Origin of the sequence: Mycolicibacterium sichuanense (assembly GCF_033741125.1) — a bacterium.
In the GTDB taxonomy this organism is placed as follows: Bacteria; Actinomycetota; Actinomycetes; order Mycobacteriales; family Mycobacteriaceae; genus Mycobacterium.
On the sequence record NZ_JAWQPU010000005.1, the window covers coordinates 288,812 to 304,910 of the forward strand.

Sequence of the window (16,099 nt, forward strand, 5' to 3'; positions counted from 1 at the left end):
ACGAAACGGCTAGGCTCCCCCATGTGCCATCGGTGACCAGGAAGCCGCAGGCTAGGCGGCAGGCTAGGCGCGAGCAGATCGAGCGCGACCTGCTCGACGCCACCGAGCGACTGATGGCCGACGGGGCGTCGTTCACCGAGCTGAGCGTGGACCGGCTGGCGACCGAGGCCGGCATCTCCCGCGCCAGCTTCTACATTTACTTCGAAGACAAGGGCGATCTACTGCGCCGCCTCACCACCCAGGTGTTCGACGATCTCGCCGATGCACCCGAGCGCTGGTGGAGCGTCTCCCAGCGGCGCGACCCCGCCGACGTCCTTGCCGCCATGACGGGTCTGGTAGCCAGCTACCGCCGTCACCAACCGCTCCTAGTCGCCCTCAACGAGATGGCTGCCTACGACGCCGCGGTTGGTGCCACCTACCGCGACGTCCTGGCCGCGATCGCGGGCCGGCTGGCCGTCGTCATCGAGGAAGGCCAGCGCGACGGGTCGATCCGCCCGGAGCTGTCCGCGGCGACGACCGCCACCGCCCTGACCTGGATGGCCGAGCGCACCTGCCAGCAGAACCTGCCCGGCCGGCCAGGCACCTACGATGCCGAGCTGGCCGCGACTCTGACCCAGATCGTCTGGGGCGCACTGTATCTCGAAGCGCCCTAACACCCTCGCCGGGTGTGGACCCGTTCGGCGGGAGGTCAAGGGGTCAGACCGCGACGAGGTCGTCGGCGTGCACCGCCGGCCGACGCATCTCGGCGGGCAGGTCGGACGTCGACCGACCCACCATCGACGCCAATTCCGTTGCGTCGTAGGCGACGACGCCGCGGGCGACCACCGTGCCGTCCAGCGCGCGCAGTTCGACGACGTCGCCACCGTGGAACCGACCGGAGACCTCGGTGATGCCTGCGGGCAGCAGTGAGCGGCGCCGCTCGACCACCGCGCGCACCGCACCGTCGTCGAGCATCAGGGCACCCGTGGACTCCGCGGCGTAGCGGACCCAGAACCGGCGCGAGGACATCCGCTCGGGCCGCGGTGCGAACACCGTCCCCACGGACGCGTCCCCGAGGGCCGCCGCGGCGTCGGTGGCCGCGGCCAGCAGCACGGGCACACCGGCATCGGCCGCGAGCAGGGCCGACGATAGCTTCGACGCCATGCCCCCGGTGCCGAGGCTGCTGCCGCGACCGGCGATCACGCCGTCGAGGTCGTCGGTCCCGGACACCTCGGGAATGAAGCGCGCCGGATCGTCGGCGGGCGCCTTGCGCGGATCACCGTCATAGAGCCCATCGATGTCCGAAAGCAGCACCAGCGCATCGGCGCCGACCAAGTGGGCGACCAACGCCGAGAGCCGGTCGTTGTCGCCGAACCGGATCTCGTTGGTGGCGACGGTGTCGTTCTCGTTGACGATGGCTACGGCATGCAACGCGCGCAGCCGGTCCAACGTCCGTTGAGCGTTGGTGTGCTGCACCCGCATCGAGATGTCGTGGGCGGTCAGCAGCACCTGTCCCACCGTGCGGTCATAGCGGTCGAAGGCCGCGGTCCAGGCGTTGACCAACGCCACCTGCCCGACGCTGGCCGCCGCCTGCTTGGTCGCGAGGTCGGCGGGCCGCTTGGACAACCGCAGGGGTTCGATGCCCGCCGCGATGGCACCCGAAGAGACGATGACGACGTCGGAACCGGCCTTCATCCGCGCCTCGATGGCGTCGGTGAGTGAGGCGACCCTGGTGGCGTCGAACATGCCCTTCGGGTTGGTCAACGCCGTGGTCCCGATCTTCACGACCACGCTGCGGGCCGTCCGGATGGCTTCGCGGTGGGCGCTGGTCACGGCTGCTCGTCGTTTCCGATCTCTGAGTGTTCGCGACTTTCCCGTCGCTGTTTGCGAGCCAGCTTGCGCTCGTCGGCCCTGACCCGGTCGTCCTGCTCGAGTCGCAGGTCGGTGCCGCGGCCGGACATCGTGACGTCGACCCCGGCCGGGGTCTGTGGCTCCCAGTCGAAGGTCATGTCGCCGATCGTGACGGCGCAGCCGGGCTTGGCGCCCAGCTTCAGCAGCTCGTCCTCCACGCCGAGACGGGCCAGCCGGTCACCGAGGTAGCCGACCGCCTCGTCGTTGGTGAAGTCGGTCTGACCGATCCACCGCTCGGGGCGGGTACCGCGCACCACGAATCCACCCATGCCGTCGGGGGTGACGGTGAAGCCGCTCTCGTCGACCGGGATCGGTCGGATGACGGGACGCCGGGGAGCGACGACGGGCTGCGACGCGCGGTAGGTCGCGACCATGTCCCACAGCGCAAAGGTCAAGGGCCGCAGGCCATCCCGGGTGAGCGTGGATACCTCGAACACTGGCCACCCGTAACGCTGGGCGACCTCCTCACGGACGAAGTCGGCCAGCTCGCGGGCGTCGGGCACGTCGATCTTGTTGAGCACCACGGCACGTGGCCGCTCGGTGAGGTCGCCCAGGGACGAGTCACCTTGCAAGGTCGGGGTGTAGGAGGCCAATTCGGCTTCCAGCGCATCGATGTCTGAGATCGGATCGCGGCCGGGTTCCATGGTGGCGCAGTCGACGACGTGCACCAGGACCGCGCAGCGCTCGATGTGGCGCAGGAAGTCCAGGCCGAGACCGCGGCCGTGCGACGCGCCGGGGATCAGCCCGGGCACATCGGCGACGGTGAAGGTGTGCTCGCCGGCCGACACCACACCGAGGTTGGGCACCAGCGTGGTGAACGGATAGTCGGCGATCTTGGGCTTGGCCGCGGAGATGACCGACACCAGGGAGGACTTGCCCGCCGAGGGGAAGCCGACCAACCCTACGTCGGCGACGGTCTTCAGCTCGAGGGTCAGATCACGCGCCTGGCCCTTCTCGCCGAGCAGCGCGAAACCGGGGGCCTTGCGAGCGCGCGACGCCAGTGCGGCGTTGCCAAGGCCACCACGACCGCCGACGGCGGCCTCGAAGCGGGTGCCGGCGCCGGTCAGATCGGCGAGCAGACGACCGTCCTCGTCGACGACGATGGTGCCGTCGGGAACCCGCAGCTCGAGATCGTCGCCGGCGGCGCCATCGCGATTGTTGCCCATCCCCTGCTTGCCGGAGGGGGCGTCGACGTGCGGATGGAAGTGGAAGTCCAACAGCGTGTGGACCTGCGGGTCGACGACGAGCACGATGCTGCCACCGCGACCGCCGTTGCCACCGTCGGGACCACCGAGCGGCTTGAACTTCTCGCGGTGCACCGAGGCGCAGCCTCTACCGCCGTTGCCTGCCCGTGCGTGAATGACGACGCGGTCGACGAACCGTGGCATCGAAGTTCCTTTCCAAGACGAGATCTACGTTTTGCAGAGCTAGCACGAGAGCCGAGCTGCAAGACGTCGATCTCGGCGTGGAGCTAGGCCTCCGCGCGAACGGTGCGGACGATGTTCACGGTCTTGCGGCCGCGCTTCTCACCGAACTGCACGGCGCCGGGAGCGGTCGCGAAGAGGGTGTCGTCGCCGCCGCGTCCGACGTTGACGCCGGGGTGGAAGTGGGTGCCGCGCTGGCGCACGATGATCTCGCCCGCCTTGACGACCTGACCACCGAACCGCTTGACGCCGAGGCGCTGTGAGTTGGAGTCGCGACCGTTGCGTGAGCTGGAAGCGCCCTTCTTGTGTGCCATTAGTTCGCTCCCTTACTTACTTGATGCCCGTGACCTTGACGACCGTCAGCTTCTGACGGTGGCCCTGGCGCTTGTGGTAACCGGTCTTGTTCTTGAATTTGTGAATGCGGATCTTCGGACCCTTGGTGTGCTCGAGGACCTCGGCGGTCACCGAGACCTTCTCAAGGTCCTTGGCGGCGGTGGTGACCTTCGCACCATCCACGACCAGCGCGACAGGCAGCGAAACGGATGCGCCGGCCTCGAGCTCGAGCTTCTCGACCTTGACTATGTCACCGACCGCGACCTTGTACTGCTTGCCGCCGGTCTTGACGATTGCGTACGTCGGATTTTCGGCTGCCATCGTCTTCGTGCTTCCTCTGCTTCGCTTGCGGGCGCGCACCACCTTGGGGTGGCGTGCACGGGTCTGGGGTGCGGGGGTCATGTGCCCCGCGTGTCGCGGACCCCGTCGTTACGGGAGCTGCAGACAACTGTGCAAGGTTACGTGACCAGCGGGTAAAGGGTCAAACTGGCGGCCCTGCAGGTCGGGCGGCCGCGCGGCGCCTCCGAGGTCGCCCGGTCACGGCGACCAGGGGCTCGTCGTCGTCCTCCTCGTCGGAGTCCTCGTCGGAGTCCTCGTCCTCGTCCTCGTCGTCGTCCTCGTCGTCGTCGAGGTCGTCCTCCTCGTCGGAGTCCTCGTCGTCGGAGTCCTCGTCGTCATCGGTGTCGATGACCTCGATGTCGTCGTCGTCCTCGTCGTCCTCGTCGTCATCGTCGGCGTCCAGCTCGTCGGCCTCGTCCTCGTCTGAGTCCTCGTCTGAATCCTCGTCGGACTCCTCGGCAAGGACCTCTTCGACCGGCTCGGTGGCCGCCAAGTCCTCGGAACCCTCGACGACGATGTCCTCGGCGTCCTCGCCGTCCGCACCGTCCTCGTCGTCCTCTTCGCGACCGGTCGCCGCCGCCATCGCCTTGAACATCGGGTGCTCACCGGCCGCGTGCACGGGCACCTTGGCCACCTGCACCTCGTCCTCGGGCCGGCCGGCCTTCTTGCCCCGCTTGCTGCGACGCCCGGTGCCCGGCTCGTTCTTCCTGCCGGCGGTCGACGTGGAGTCCACGGGATCGCCGTGCAGGACGATGCCGCGTCCCGCGCAGTGCGAGCACGTGGTCGAGAACGCCTCGATGAGCCCGGTGCCGAGCTTCTTGCGGGTCAGCTGCACCAGGCCGAGCGAAGTCACCTCGGACACCTGATGGCGGGTGCGGTCACGCGAGAGTGCCTCGGTCAGGCGACGCAACACCAGGTCGCGGTTGGACTCGAGCACCATGTCGATGAAGTCGATGACGATGATGCCGCCGATGTCTCGCAGCCGCAGCTGCCGGACGGTCTCCTCGGCCGCTTCGAGGTTGTTGCGCGTCACGGTCTGCTCGAGGTTGCCCCCCGAGCCGGTGAACTTGCCGGTGTTGACGTCGACGACGGTCATCGCCTCGGTGCGGTCGATGACCAGCGTGCCGCCCGAGGGCAGCCACACCTTGCGGTCCATCGCCTTGGTCAGCTGCTCGTCGATCCGGTGCACGGCGAACACGTCGGGACCGTCCGGCGAGGACGGCTCGTACTTGGTCATCCGCGGAAGCAGTTCCGGGGCAACCGAAGTCACGTAGTCGTTGATGGTGTTCCAAGCGTCGTCACCGGAGACGACGAGGCCGCTGAAGTCCTCGTTGAACAGGTCGCGAATCACCTTCACCAGCACGTCGGGCTCTTCGTAGAGAGCCATCGCGGCCCCGGCGGCCTTGGCGGTGATCTCCGCGCCCTTGGCCTCGATCTGGTTCCACCGCTCCTGCAAGCGGTTGACGTCGCTGCGGATGTCCTCTTCCTTGACGCCTTCCGATGCGGTCCGGATGATCACCCCCGCGTCGGCCGGGACGACCTCGCGAAGGATCTCCTTCAAACGCTGACGCTCGGTGTCGGGAAGCTTGCGGCTGATGCCGGTCGACGACGCACCGGGCACGTAGACCAGGTACCGGCCGGCCAACGACACCTGCGTGGTGAGGCGGGCGCCCTTGTGGCCGACGGGATCCTTGCTCACCTGGACGATGACGTAGTCGCCGGGCTTGAGGGCCTGCTCGATCTTGCGGTTGGCGCCACCTAGGCCGGCGGCCTCCCAGTTCACCTCACCGGCGTAGAGCACACCGTTTCGGCCGCGGCCGATGTCGACGAAGGCGGCCTCCATCGACGGCAACACGTTCTGCACGATGCCCAGGTAGACGTTGCCGACCAGTGAGGCCGATGCCGCGCTGGTGACGAAGTGTTCGACGACGACGCCGTCCTCGAGCACGGCGATCTGCGTGTAGCGCGCGCCCTCGTGCGGCGGTTCGGTGCGCACCTTGTCGCGAATCACCATCACGCGCTCGACGGCTTCGCGGCGGGCCAGGAACTCCGCCTCGCTCAGGATGGGCGGACGGCGACGGCCGGCGTCGCGGCCGTCCCGGCGGCGCTGACGCTTGGCCTCGAGCCGCGTCGATCCCGCGATGCCCTGGATCTCGTTGTTGTCCTTGGGAGCCTTCTCCCGGGGCTGCCGCTCGTGCACGACGGTGTTCGGCGGATCATCCGGTGAGGCGGCGTCGTCTCCGTCGCCCCCGGTCTTGCGGCGCCTACGCCGTCTGCGACGACGGCTGGCACCGTCCCCCGAGGCATTCTCGTCGTCGGCCGAGTCGTCCTCGGACCCATCGTCGTCGGAGCCCTCTTCGGCCTGGTCGACGGCGTCGTCCTCACCGTCCTCGTCGGCGTTCTGCTCGCCCCGGCCGCGTCCGCGGCCACGACGGCCCCGGCGGCGGCGACGGTTGGCCGGCCGATCGTCCGCCTCGTCGTCGGCATCGCCGGTCGCGTCGTCGTCCTCGTCCTCGTCGTCGCCGTCCTCGTCATCGTCGTCCTCGACGACGACGGGCTTGGGCGCGACGAAGGCGACCGGCTGGGGTGCCACGAACAGCGGCAGGTAGGGGGCTGGCGGCTCGCTGGCCGGCAGCGGCTCGGGCACCGGCGGCGGCTCGGGTTCGACTTCGAGCGCCTCGGCGGCCTTCGACACGGGCTCGACGAACACGTCGACGTGGTCGACGGAGTGCTCGACGGGCGCCTGGCTCAGCTGGGCCGACGCATCGTCGTGTTGCGTCTCTTCCGATAGGCGAAATGGGGTATCGAATTCACGATCAGCCACGTACTCTCCTCAAGCCCCCGGGCGCGTCGTGCTGACGCGGCCACGCGAGGGCTTCCGCTATGGACCCGTGGAACTCTTCCCGGGCTTGTCATGGTCTCGCTCCGAGCAGCTCGTGAAGAGCCCTCGGTGCCTGGCTGAATGACGGCTGGACGCCGCGCCGCACTCGGATCGTGTCCTAGGTGGTCGCGCTCGTCCAAGTCTTCATCCGGGTGTCCTACTCCGTTATGAAGCAGGTCACCCTGGGCCAGTATCCCACATCGCGGAGGCGTTTCCGACGAGGCGTCGTCCTAGACCCCGCGGGCAGCTAACTGCCCGGGAACCACAACTCGATCTCGCGGGCCGCGGAATCGGGCGAATCGGAGCCGTGGACGAGGTTGTCCTGCGTGACGAGGGCCAGGTCACCGCGGATGGTGCCAGGCGCCGCCTTCTCGACGGGGTCGGTGCCGCCGGCGATCTGCCGGAATGCGGCAACGGCCCGGGGCCCCTCGACGATGGCCGCCACGACGGGACCCGAGGTGATGAACTCCAGCAGCGACGGGAAGAACGGCTTGCCCTCGTGCTCGGCGTAGTGCTTGCGCGCCAAGTCCTCGCTGACGTTCTTCAGCTCCAGGGCCGCAATCGTCAGACCCTTGCGCTCGATTCGGCCCAGTATCTCTCCCACGAGGAGGCGCTTCACGCCGTCGGGCTTGATCAGTACCAGCGTCCGCTCAGTCACGGGCACGGAGCCTACCCGTCGGTAGGCGGGCTCTGCTGACCGGGCAGCAGACCGCGGTCCTGACGCCGCTTGACCTCGGCGCGCAGGTAGGCGATCAGCAGCCAGACGGCGGCGAAGACCACCCCGATGAAGCCAACGGCCGCGTGGATCACCACACCGCCGATCAGCAGCACCTGGGCGGCCAGGTTGGCCTTGAGCGCCCAGGGCCGGCCCTGCACCCCGGCCAGCAGGATCAGCACACCGGTCATCCCGATCAGGAAGCCGCCGCTGATGAGCGTCAGTCCGCCCTGGGAGAACGAGACCACCGGCAGCGCCAGCAGCACCACGATCGCCTCGAGGATCAGCGTTCCCGCCATCACCCCGCGGAAGCTCTTCCACGGATCGGGGCCGACGGGCTGCGGCTCGACCGGTTCGCTCACGCCGGGTCCCTTCCGAACAGGGTGCGCGCCGCACCGGCGGTGACGACCGATCCCGTGATGACGACGCCCGTCCCGGAGAAGCCGTCGGAGTCCAGGTCGTTGCCACTCTCCTCGGCCAGCGCGATGGCGGTCTCGATCGCGTCGGGCAGCGTCTGCGTCACGATCACCCGGTCGGGCCCGAAGTGCTCCTCGGCGCGCAGCGCCAATCCCTCGACGTCCAGTGCCCGGGGTGATCCGTTGTGCGTCACCACGAGCTGGTCGAAGGCCGGCTCGAGGGCGGCCAGGATGCCGTCGACGTCCTTGTCCCCCATCACCGACACCACGCCGACGAGGTGGCGGAAGTCGAACTCGTCGGCCAGCGCCTGGGTCAGCGAAGCCGCCCCGGCCGGGTTGTGCGCCGCATCGATGAATACCGTTGGGGCGCTGCGCATCCGCTCCAGCCGGCCCGGGCTGGTCGCCGCGGCGAAGCCCTCCCGCACCGCGTCGACGTCGAGCTGCCGGTCGGCGCCGGCACCGAAGAACGCCTCGACCGCGGCGAGTGCGAGGAGTGCGTTGTGGGCCTGATGCTCACCGTGCAGCGGCAGGAAGACCTCGGGGTAGACACCGCCGAGGCCCTGCAGTTCGAGCAGCTGTCCGCCGATGGCGACCTGACGGCGCAACACCGCGAACTCCGAGCCCTCTCGGGCCACTGCGGCGTCGGCCTGAATCGCTTGCGCCAGAATCACTTCCATGGCCTCGGGCTCCTGCTGGCCGATGATCGCCACGGTGTCGGTGCCCGGCTCGTCGCCACTTCGCCGCACGATGATGCCGGCCTTCTCACCGGCGATCGCGGCGATGGTGTCGCCAAGGTAGTCGGTGTGGTCGATGCCGATCGGGGTGATCACCGCGACGGGCGCGTCGACGACGTTGGTGGCATCCCACCGGCCGCCCATGCCGACCTCGATGATCGCCACGTCGATCGGCGCGTCGGCGAACGCGGCGAACGCCATCGCCGTGACGACCTCGAACTTGCTCATCCGTGGGCCGCCGGCCTCCTCGGACTGCTTGTCGACCAGCTCGACGAAGGGCTCGATCTCGCGGTAGGTCTCGACGTAGCGCGCCGGGGTGATCGGCCGGCCGTCGATCGAGATGCGCTCGACCGCCGACTGCAGGTGCGGGCTCGTGGTGCGCCCCGTCCGGCGGTGCAGGGCGGTGAGCAGAGCGTCGATGATGCGCGTCACCGACGTCTTGCCGTTGGTGCCGGCGACGTGAATGCTCGGGTAGGCCCGCTGGGGTGAGCCAAGCAGCTCCATCAGCGCAGCGATTCGCGTGGTGCTTGGCTCGAGTTTCGTTTCCGGCCAACGCTGGTCGAGCAGGTGCTCGACCTGCAGCAGCGCCGCGATCTCGTCGGGGGTGGGTTCTGGACTGGTCATGACAGGCCGGCGAGACGCGCCGTGATCCGCTCCACCTCTTCACCGGCGATCTGCTGACGGCCCCGGATCTTGTCGACGACCGCGTCGGGCGCCTTGGCCAGGAACTCCTCGTTGCCCAGTTTGGCGGTGGTTTGCGCCAGCTCCTTCTGCGCGGCGGCCAGGTCCTTCTCCAGCCGGCGCCGCTCGGCGGCGACGTCGACCGTGCCCGAGGTGTCGAGCTCGACGAGCACCGTGCCGTGCGAGAGCCGCACCTCGACGGCCGCCGACGGGGTAAAATCATCGGCGGGCTCGGTGAGCCACGCCAGCGAGGTGGTCGCGGCGGCCTGCGTCGTCAGGTCCGCCTCGGCGATGCCGACCAGCCGCGCGGGCACCCGCTGCCGGTCGCGCAGCCCCTGATCGCTGCGGAACCGGCGAACCTCGGTGACGAGTTTCTGCATGTCGGCGATGCGGCGGGCCGCGACGTCGTCCTGGGCCACGCCCGAGGCCTGCGGCCAGTCCGCGATCACCAGCGATTCACGGTCGGTGAGGGCCTTCCACAGCGTCTCGGTGACGAACGGCATCACCGGGTGCAGCAGCTTGAGCAGGCTGTCGAGCACGGCTGCCAGCACCGCGTTGGTCGGCCCGTCGGGCGCGTCGGCGAGCTGCACCTTGGCCAGCTCCAGGTACCAGTCGCAGAACTCGTCCCACGCGAAGTGGTAGAGCGCCTCGCAGGCCCGGCTGAACTCGTAGGTCTCGAACGACGAATCAACCTCTGCGCGAACCTCTTCCAGCCGGCCAAGGATCCAGCGATCGGCGTCGGTGAGCTCCTCGGCGCCGGGCAGCGGCGCGGGGGCCGCGCCGTTCATCAACGCGAACCTGGTGGCGTTGAACAGCTTGGTGGCGAAGTTGCGCGACGCGCGCGCATGATCCTCGCCGATGGACATGTCGCCGCCGGGATTGGCGCCGCGGGCCAGCGTGAACCGCAGCGCGTCGGCGCCGAACTGCTCGACCCAGTCCAGCGGGTCGATGCCGTTGCCCTTGGACTTGCTCATCTTGCGGCCGAACTCGTCGCGGATGAGCCCGTGCAGGAATACGTTCTCGAACGGCACCTGCGGGCCGCGGCTGCCGCCGGCGGTGATGGCGTCGTCGTCCCCGACGAACGTGCCGAACATCATCATCCGGGCCACCCAGAAGAAGATGATGTCGTATCCGGTGACGAGAACGCTGGTGGGATAGAACTTCTCGAGCTCCGGGGTGCGGTCGGGCCATCCCATCGTGGAGAACGGCCACAGCGCCGAGGAGAACCACGTGTCGAGCACGTCGGGGTCCTGTTCCCAACCCTCGGGCGGGGTCTCGTCGGGCCCGACGCACACCTTCTCGCCGTTGGGCCCGTGCCAGATCGGGATGCGGTGGCCCCACCAGAGTTGACGCGAGATGCACCAGTCGTGCATGTCGTCGACCCAGCCGAACCATCGCGGTTCGAGGCTCTTGGGGTGAATCACGGTGTCGCCGTTGCGGACCGCGTCACCGGCCGCCTTGGCCAGGGTGTCGACCTTGACCCACCACTGCAGCGACAGCCGCGGCTCGATGGGCTCGCCGCTGCGCTCGGAGTGCCCCACACTGTGCAGGTAGGGCCGCTTCTCCTCGACGATGCGCCCCTGGGCCGCCAGCGCCTCGCGCACCGCGACCCGCGCCTCGAAGCGGTCCATCCCGTCGAATCGCGTTCCGGTGCCGGCGATGCGGCCGCGGGTGTCCATGATCGAGGGCATCGGCAGGTGGTGCCGAATGCCGATCTCGAAGTCGTTCGGGTCGTGCGCGGGCGTGACCTTGACGGCGCCGGTGCCGAATTCGGGATCGACGTGGGCGTCGGCGACGATCACGACCTGCGTGTCGAGGAACGGGTGCGGGAGCCGCTGCCCGACCAGGTGCCGGTACCTGTCGTCGTCGGGGTGCACGGCGATCGCGGTGTCACCCAGCATCGTCTCGAGGCGGGTGGTGGCCACCACCAGGTGCGGCTCCGAATCGTCCATCGAGCCGTAGCGGAACGAGACCAGCTCGCCTTCGACGTCGGAGTACTTGACCTCCAGATCGGAGATCGCGGTCTGTAGCACCGGCGACCAGTTGACCAGCCGCTCCGCTTGATAGATCAACCCGGCGTCGTAGAGCCGCTTGAAGATCGTGCGCACCGCGCGGGACAGACCCTCGTCCATCGTGAAGCGGTCCCGGCTCCAGTCGACGCCGTCACCGAGGCGGCGCATCTGCGCGCCGATGGTGCCGCCGGACTCGCGCTTCCACTCCCAGACCTTGTCGATGAACCGCTCGCGGCCGAAGTCCTCCTTGGTCTTGCCGTCCGCGGCCAACTGCTTCTCGACCACGCTCTGGGTGGCGATGCCCGCGTGGTCCATGCCCGGCAGCCACAGCACCTCGTAGCCCTGCATGCGCTTGCGCCGGGTCAGGGCGTCCATCAGCGTGTGGTCCAGCGCATGGCCCATGTGCAGGCTGCCCGTGACGTTGGGCGGCGGCAGGACGATCGAGTATGGCGGCTTGGCGCTCGTCGGGTCGGCGGTGAAGTAGCCCGCGTCGACCCAGCCCTGATAGAGCTCGGTCTCCACCGCCGCCGGATCCCACGACTTCGGTAGGGCCTGCACCCCTGGGCTATCTGCGGATTTCGGGCTGACGGTCACCTGGACATTCTAGGAAGCCCGCCCACCCCGACGCGAAAGCCCCCGACGTCGGGGGACTTGGAGGGCTCCGGTGTCCGGGCTTTCCTACTTCTTGCCACCCAGCAGGCCACCCAGGATGTCCCCGAGCCCGCCGCCCCCCTTGCCGCCCCCGAGGACGCTGCCAAGGATGCTGCCAAGCGGATTGTCGTTACCACTGCTGCCCGCGCCGCCGCCGGCAGCGCCGCTGAGGATGCTGCCGAGTATCTCGCCGAGGCCGCCACCGGAGGACGCCTGGGCCTGGGGTTGGGCGGGTGCCCCACCCCCGGTCAGCTGCTTGCCGATGTAGGCGAGCACGATCGGCGCGAGGATCGGCAGCAACTGCTTGAGCAGGCCACTGTTGCCAGCGCCGCCGCCGGCCAATGCCGCCGCGACCTGGCTGCTGTCATTGCCGCCGAAGATCTTGGCAATGGCCTTGGCGCCGTCGGTTTGGTCGACCTGATCGACGCTCACACCACCGTCGAGCAGTCCGCTGGCGGCGTGACCGTTGGCCGCGTGCTGGATGCTCGAGGCGGTCGCGGGATTCTGGGCGTTCTGCTGCAGACCACCGACGAGCAGCGGCACCAGCGTTCTGATCGCGTCATGCACCTCGCCCTCGTCGGCGCCCAGCCGGCTCGCAATCTCCTGGGTGGGAATCTCGTCGTAGAGCTCATCGAGACCAGCCATGAACCGTCCGCCTTCTTCGCCGGGGTGTGCGCACCCGCACGATTGCGACCCTAACCGCTGCGATCGCCGCGGGAGGAGACTTCGACTCTAGAAGACCCTAGAGTCGTTCGACTTCCAGCGTGACGCCCGCGGCGGGCAGCCGGGTCAGCAGAGCATCGCCCATCGCGGCCGCAGGCGTCAGCACCCCCAGCAGGTCAGACAATCGGTCGCGGTCGAAGGCGAGCGCGAGGCCGCACTCACCCAGGAGCACGGACGTCGCCTTGTAGCCGGGGTCGCCCTGCTGGGCCATGGTGGCGCGGTACCGGGCCCCGGTCGTGGTCGTGGTGTAGGTCTCGACGCGGTAGTGCCCGGTTTCCCTGGCGCGTTCACTCGGGCCGGTGCCCGGCTTGGGCGCGAGGCGTTCCAGCAGGCCGCGCGGGAGCTTGTCGAAGTACCTGCTGCCCAGGGCCAGAACGGCGGCGTTGACGGCGGTGCCCAGCGCCGCGGCGACCGGTGCCACCACCGATGATCCGACGCTCATGTTCTCGGCGTAGCGGAACTTGCGACCGTAGGCCCAACCCAGCAACGCATTGCTACGCCGCACGATCCGCGAGTTGGTCGCACCCATGACGAACGCTCCGGTCCAGGCGCCGCCAAGTTCGGGGGCGATGTCGCGACCGCGTCGCCATGGCGTGTCGGACTGGTGTCCCAGCTCCGGCTCGGCCGAACGATCCGTCGACAGGGTGTAGGGATCGTTCATCGCGCGCCGCGCATCCGGGTCCGCCGAGGCCGCCGCCATGACCTCCATCATCGACGCGGCCGTGCCACCGGATACCCCACCGGCGAAGCCGCGCAGGACGAAGTTGGTCTCGCCGAGTTCACCCGCACCGTCGGCGAGCGCTCGCTTGTACAACGCATAGACGGTGAGATCCGAAGGGATGGAGTCGAACCCGCACGAATGCACGATCCTGGCGCCGTTGTCGGCGGCTTCCTTGCCGAACAGGTCGATGCTCTCGCGGATGAACAGCGTCTCGCCGGTCAGGTCGGCGTAGTCGGTGCCCGCCGCGGCGCACGCCGAGACCAGGGGCAGCCCGTACTTGGTGTACGGCCCGACGGTGGTGATCACCACGCGGGTGCGGGCCGCCATGTCGTTCAGCGTGGAGGGCGAGGAGGCATCGGCCTCGATCAGCGGCCAAGACTGCGCCGCCTCGCCCAGCGACTCGCGCACCGCGAGCAGCTTCTGCGGAGAGCGCCCGGCCAGCGCGATGCGCGCCTGCCCACCGGCCTTGGCGAGGTACTGAGCCGTCAGCTTGCCGACGAACCCCGTCGCCCCGTAGATCACGATGTCGAACTCACGCTGCTCTGCGGTCATGACCCCCAAGCTACCGGTGGGTCATCCCAGGGTGTCCGGGAGTTCGGCCTCCTCACCGAGGAGGTGCCGGCCCAGGAAGGCGAGCACCACCTGATACCAGATCTTCGCGTGTTGCGGCGAGAGCACCCAGTGGCCTTCGGTCGGAAAGTAGAGGAACTGGTGCGGGCTGGTGCCATCGGCGGCGGCGGGCAACCCGGACCGGGTCAGCAGGTCGAACCACAGACGCAGACCCTCGCCGATCGGCACCCGGTAGTCCTTGTCCCCGTGGATGACGAGTGTCGGGGTGGCGATGTCGGTGACGCTGCGGTGCGGTGAGTTCTCCTCGGCCATCCCCGGCGTCATCTCCCTGGCCCACCAGTACGCCCCGTCGGTGGTCGGCCCGAACTGGTCGAGTGCCCACAGGCTGGCGTGGGTGACGATCGCGTCGAAGCGGTCGGTGTGCCCGGCGATCCAGTTGGCCATGTAGCCGCCGAACGAACCGCCCATGGCCGCCGAGCGCGTCGCGTCGACCCGCGGATGGGCCAGTGCCGCGTCGGTGGCGGCCATCAGGTCGGTGCAGGGCGCGAATCCCCATGCTCCCCAACCACGTTGGATGAAGTCCTGGCCGTATCCCGTGGACAGCGCCGGATCGGGCATCAGCACCGCGTAGCCGCGCGCGGCGAGCAGCCACGGATTCCAGCGCCAGTGCCAGGTGTTCCAGCTGCCCAGCGGGCCACCGTGAATCCAGAGCACCATCGGCGCCGGTTCGTCACCGGCCGGCAGCACCAGCCAGGACCGGATGGCGGTGCCGTCTCCGGCGGTGCCGGTCACCTCGGTCAACTCACCTGGCAGTGGCGGCATCTCGACGCACGGCAGCGTGGTGACCGAACCGTCGGGGTCGATGCGGACGGGGTGGGGCGCGGCATCGTATGAGCTGCGCAGCGCGAAGATCGCCCCGCCCGGCACGGGGTGCGCGTCGGCATAGCTGAAGTCGTCGTCGGTCAGGCGGGTCACCGACGACGTTCGTGGGTCGACGACGAATATCGGGCACCGCCCCGCCTCGTCGGCGGTGACGACGAGACGGGAACCGTCCGCGCCCCAGGCCACCGACGCCGGCCACCGGTCCCAGTCGGTGGCGATCTCGACGAGAGATTCACCGAAGTTCATGCAACACAACGTGATCCGTGGCGCCCGATCCGGTGTGGAGTGCGTCTCACGAATGAAGGCCACGGCCGAGCCGTCGGGCGAGATTGCCGGCCTCCCGAGATCGGCCAGAGGGTCATCGGCGATGGTGGTGCGTTCACCGGTGCCGACGTCCACCCGCACCAGGACCTCACGCAGGGACGCGCCAGGTCCGGGCACCGACCACGACGTCACGACGAAGCGGCCGTCGGCACTGACGTCCAAGGCGGCCTCGCGCAGCCCCTGCCCGGGGGCGGTGGTCAGGTCGCGGACACCGTCGACGTCGAGGACGTGGGGTTCGGCGGGCCCGATGTCGTGATCCCAGTGACGCACCGGGTAGCCCGTGTGCAAGACGGCCGAGATCTCGTTGTCCTTGCGGAGCGCGCGCAGTCTCCGATCGTCGTCGACGGTGCGCGCCGATGGCAGCAGCGACGTCGTGACCAGGGTGCGCTCGGCAGCACGGGCGGTGTGCACCGCGTCGACGCCGCCGGGCAGGTCCAGCACGCTCACCGCCTCGCCACCGGCGGCGGGCAACCGCCACAGCGACGGCTTCGGATCGTCGGTGGCGTCGGCACCGGGCACGGGTCGGCCAGCGATGAACAACAGGTCACCATCGACGGTGAACGCCGGCGACGACTCCCCCTTGGTCCCGCGGGTGAGGCGCCGGGCGGGGCGCGCACCGGTGACGTCGAGTTCCCACACCGCGGTCAGGAACTTGGTGCCCTTGTCGTCGAGCTCGGCGATCGTCACGACGGCCCTGGTGCCGTCGGACGAGACCGCCAGGCCGGACACCCGGGGCAGCGCCAGGAACTCGTCGAGGTCAGCGAAGGGAGAAGCCGTCATGGCTCCTGCCTAACACGACGCGG

General features: G+C 69.2%; 13 protein-coding genes. 1 reads left to right on the plus strand and 12 read right to left on the minus strand.

Going from position 1 to position 16,099, the window contains the following annotated elements; all coding sequences use genetic code 11:
- Positions 1-23 precede the first annotated feature (23 nt).
- Positions 24-653, plus strand: a complete 630-nt coding sequence (locus SBI80_RS17315; protein ID WP_318976037.1) for a TetR/AcrR family transcriptional regulator — start codon at positions 24-26, stop codon at positions 651-653.
- A gap of 43 nt (positions 654-696) precedes the next feature.
- Here the strand turns inward: SBI80_RS17315 and proB are convergent, their stop codons facing one another.
- The 12 genes from proB to SBI80_RS17375 all read right to left on the minus strand — a co-directional run bounded on the left by proB (position 697) and on the right by SBI80_RS17375 (position 16,076).
- Positions 697-1,812: a glutamate 5-kinase gene (gene proB / locus SBI80_RS17320; RefSeq protein ID WP_318976038.1), complete on the minus strand. Its 1,116-nt coding sequence runs from the start codon at positions 1,810-1,812 to the stop codon at positions 697-699.
- Positions 1,809-3,278: a GTPase ObgE gene (obgE, locus tag SBI80_RS17325; protein ID WP_318976039.1), complete on the minus strand. Its 1,470-nt coding sequence runs from the start codon at positions 3,276-3,278 to the stop codon at positions 1,809-1,811. Before obgE ends, proB begins: the two co-directional genes overlap by 4 nt.
- 83 nt (positions 3,279-3,361) lie before the next feature.
- Positions 3,362-3,628, minus strand: a complete 267-nt coding sequence (rpmA, locus tag SBI80_RS17330) for a 50S ribosomal protein L27 (protein WP_293238992.1) — start codon at positions 3,626-3,628, stop codon at positions 3,362-3,364.
- A 16-nt stretch (positions 3,629-3,644) separates the two neighbouring features.
- Positions 3,645-3,968 carry a 50S ribosomal protein L21 gene (gene rplU / locus SBI80_RS17335; RefSeq protein WP_318976242.1) on the minus strand — a complete coding sequence of 108 codons (324 nt, stop codon included), beginning with the start codon at positions 3,966-3,968 and terminating at the stop codon, positions 3,645-3,647.
- A gap of 160 nt (positions 3,969-4,128) precedes the next feature.
- On the minus strand, positions 4,129-6,810 hold the full coding sequence (gene rne / locus SBI80_RS17340) for a ribonuclease E (protein WP_318976040.1): 2,682 nt from the start codon (positions 6,808-6,810) through the stop codon (positions 4,129-4,131).
- 304 nt (positions 6,811-7,114) lie between these two features.
- Entirely contained in the window at positions 7,115-7,525 is a 411-nt protein-coding gene (ndk, locus tag SBI80_RS17345) for a nucleoside-diphosphate kinase (protein WP_318976041.1), read from the minus strand.
- Positions 7,526-7,536: 11 nt separating this feature from the next.
- Positions 7,537-7,881 (minus strand): DUF4233 domain-containing protein, encoded by a 345-nt coding sequence (locus SBI80_RS17350; protein ID WP_318976243.1) that lies wholly within the window; start codon positions 7,879-7,881, stop codon positions 7,537-7,539.
- 59 nt (positions 7,882-7,940) lie between these two features.
- Positions 7,941-9,356 carry a bifunctional tetrahydrofolate synthase/dihydrofolate synthase gene (gene folC / locus SBI80_RS17355; protein WP_318976042.1) on the minus strand — a complete coding sequence of 472 codons (1,416 nt, stop codon included), beginning with the start codon at positions 9,354-9,356 and terminating at the stop codon, positions 7,941-7,943.
- Complete coding sequence (locus tag SBI80_RS17360) at positions 9,353-12,019, minus strand: valine--tRNA ligase (protein WP_318976043.1); 2,667 nt, start codon at positions 12,017-12,019, stop codon at positions 9,353-9,355. The genes folC and SBI80_RS17360 overlap by 4 nt, the downstream gene beginning before the upstream one ends.
- Positions 12,020-12,103: 84 nt before the next feature.
- The gene (locus tag SBI80_RS17365) at positions 12,104-12,721 is read right to left on the minus strand and encodes a DUF937 domain-containing protein (RefSeq protein ID WP_318976044.1); all 618 of its coding nucleotides are present in this window, start codon (positions 12,719-12,721) and stop codon (positions 12,104-12,106) included.
- A 97-nt stretch (positions 12,722-12,818) separates the two neighbouring features.
- A complete protein-coding gene (locus tag SBI80_RS17370; RefSeq protein WP_318976045.1) occupies positions 12,819-14,072 on the minus strand; it encodes a saccharopine dehydrogenase family protein in 1,254 nt (417 codons plus the stop codon).
- A 21-nt stretch (positions 14,073-14,093) separates the two neighbouring features.
- Complete coding sequence (locus SBI80_RS17375; protein ID WP_318976046.1) at positions 14,094-16,076, minus strand: prolyl oligopeptidase family serine peptidase; 1,983 nt, start codon at positions 16,074-16,076, stop codon at positions 14,094-14,096.
- Positions 16,077-16,099: the final 23 nt, after the last annotated feature.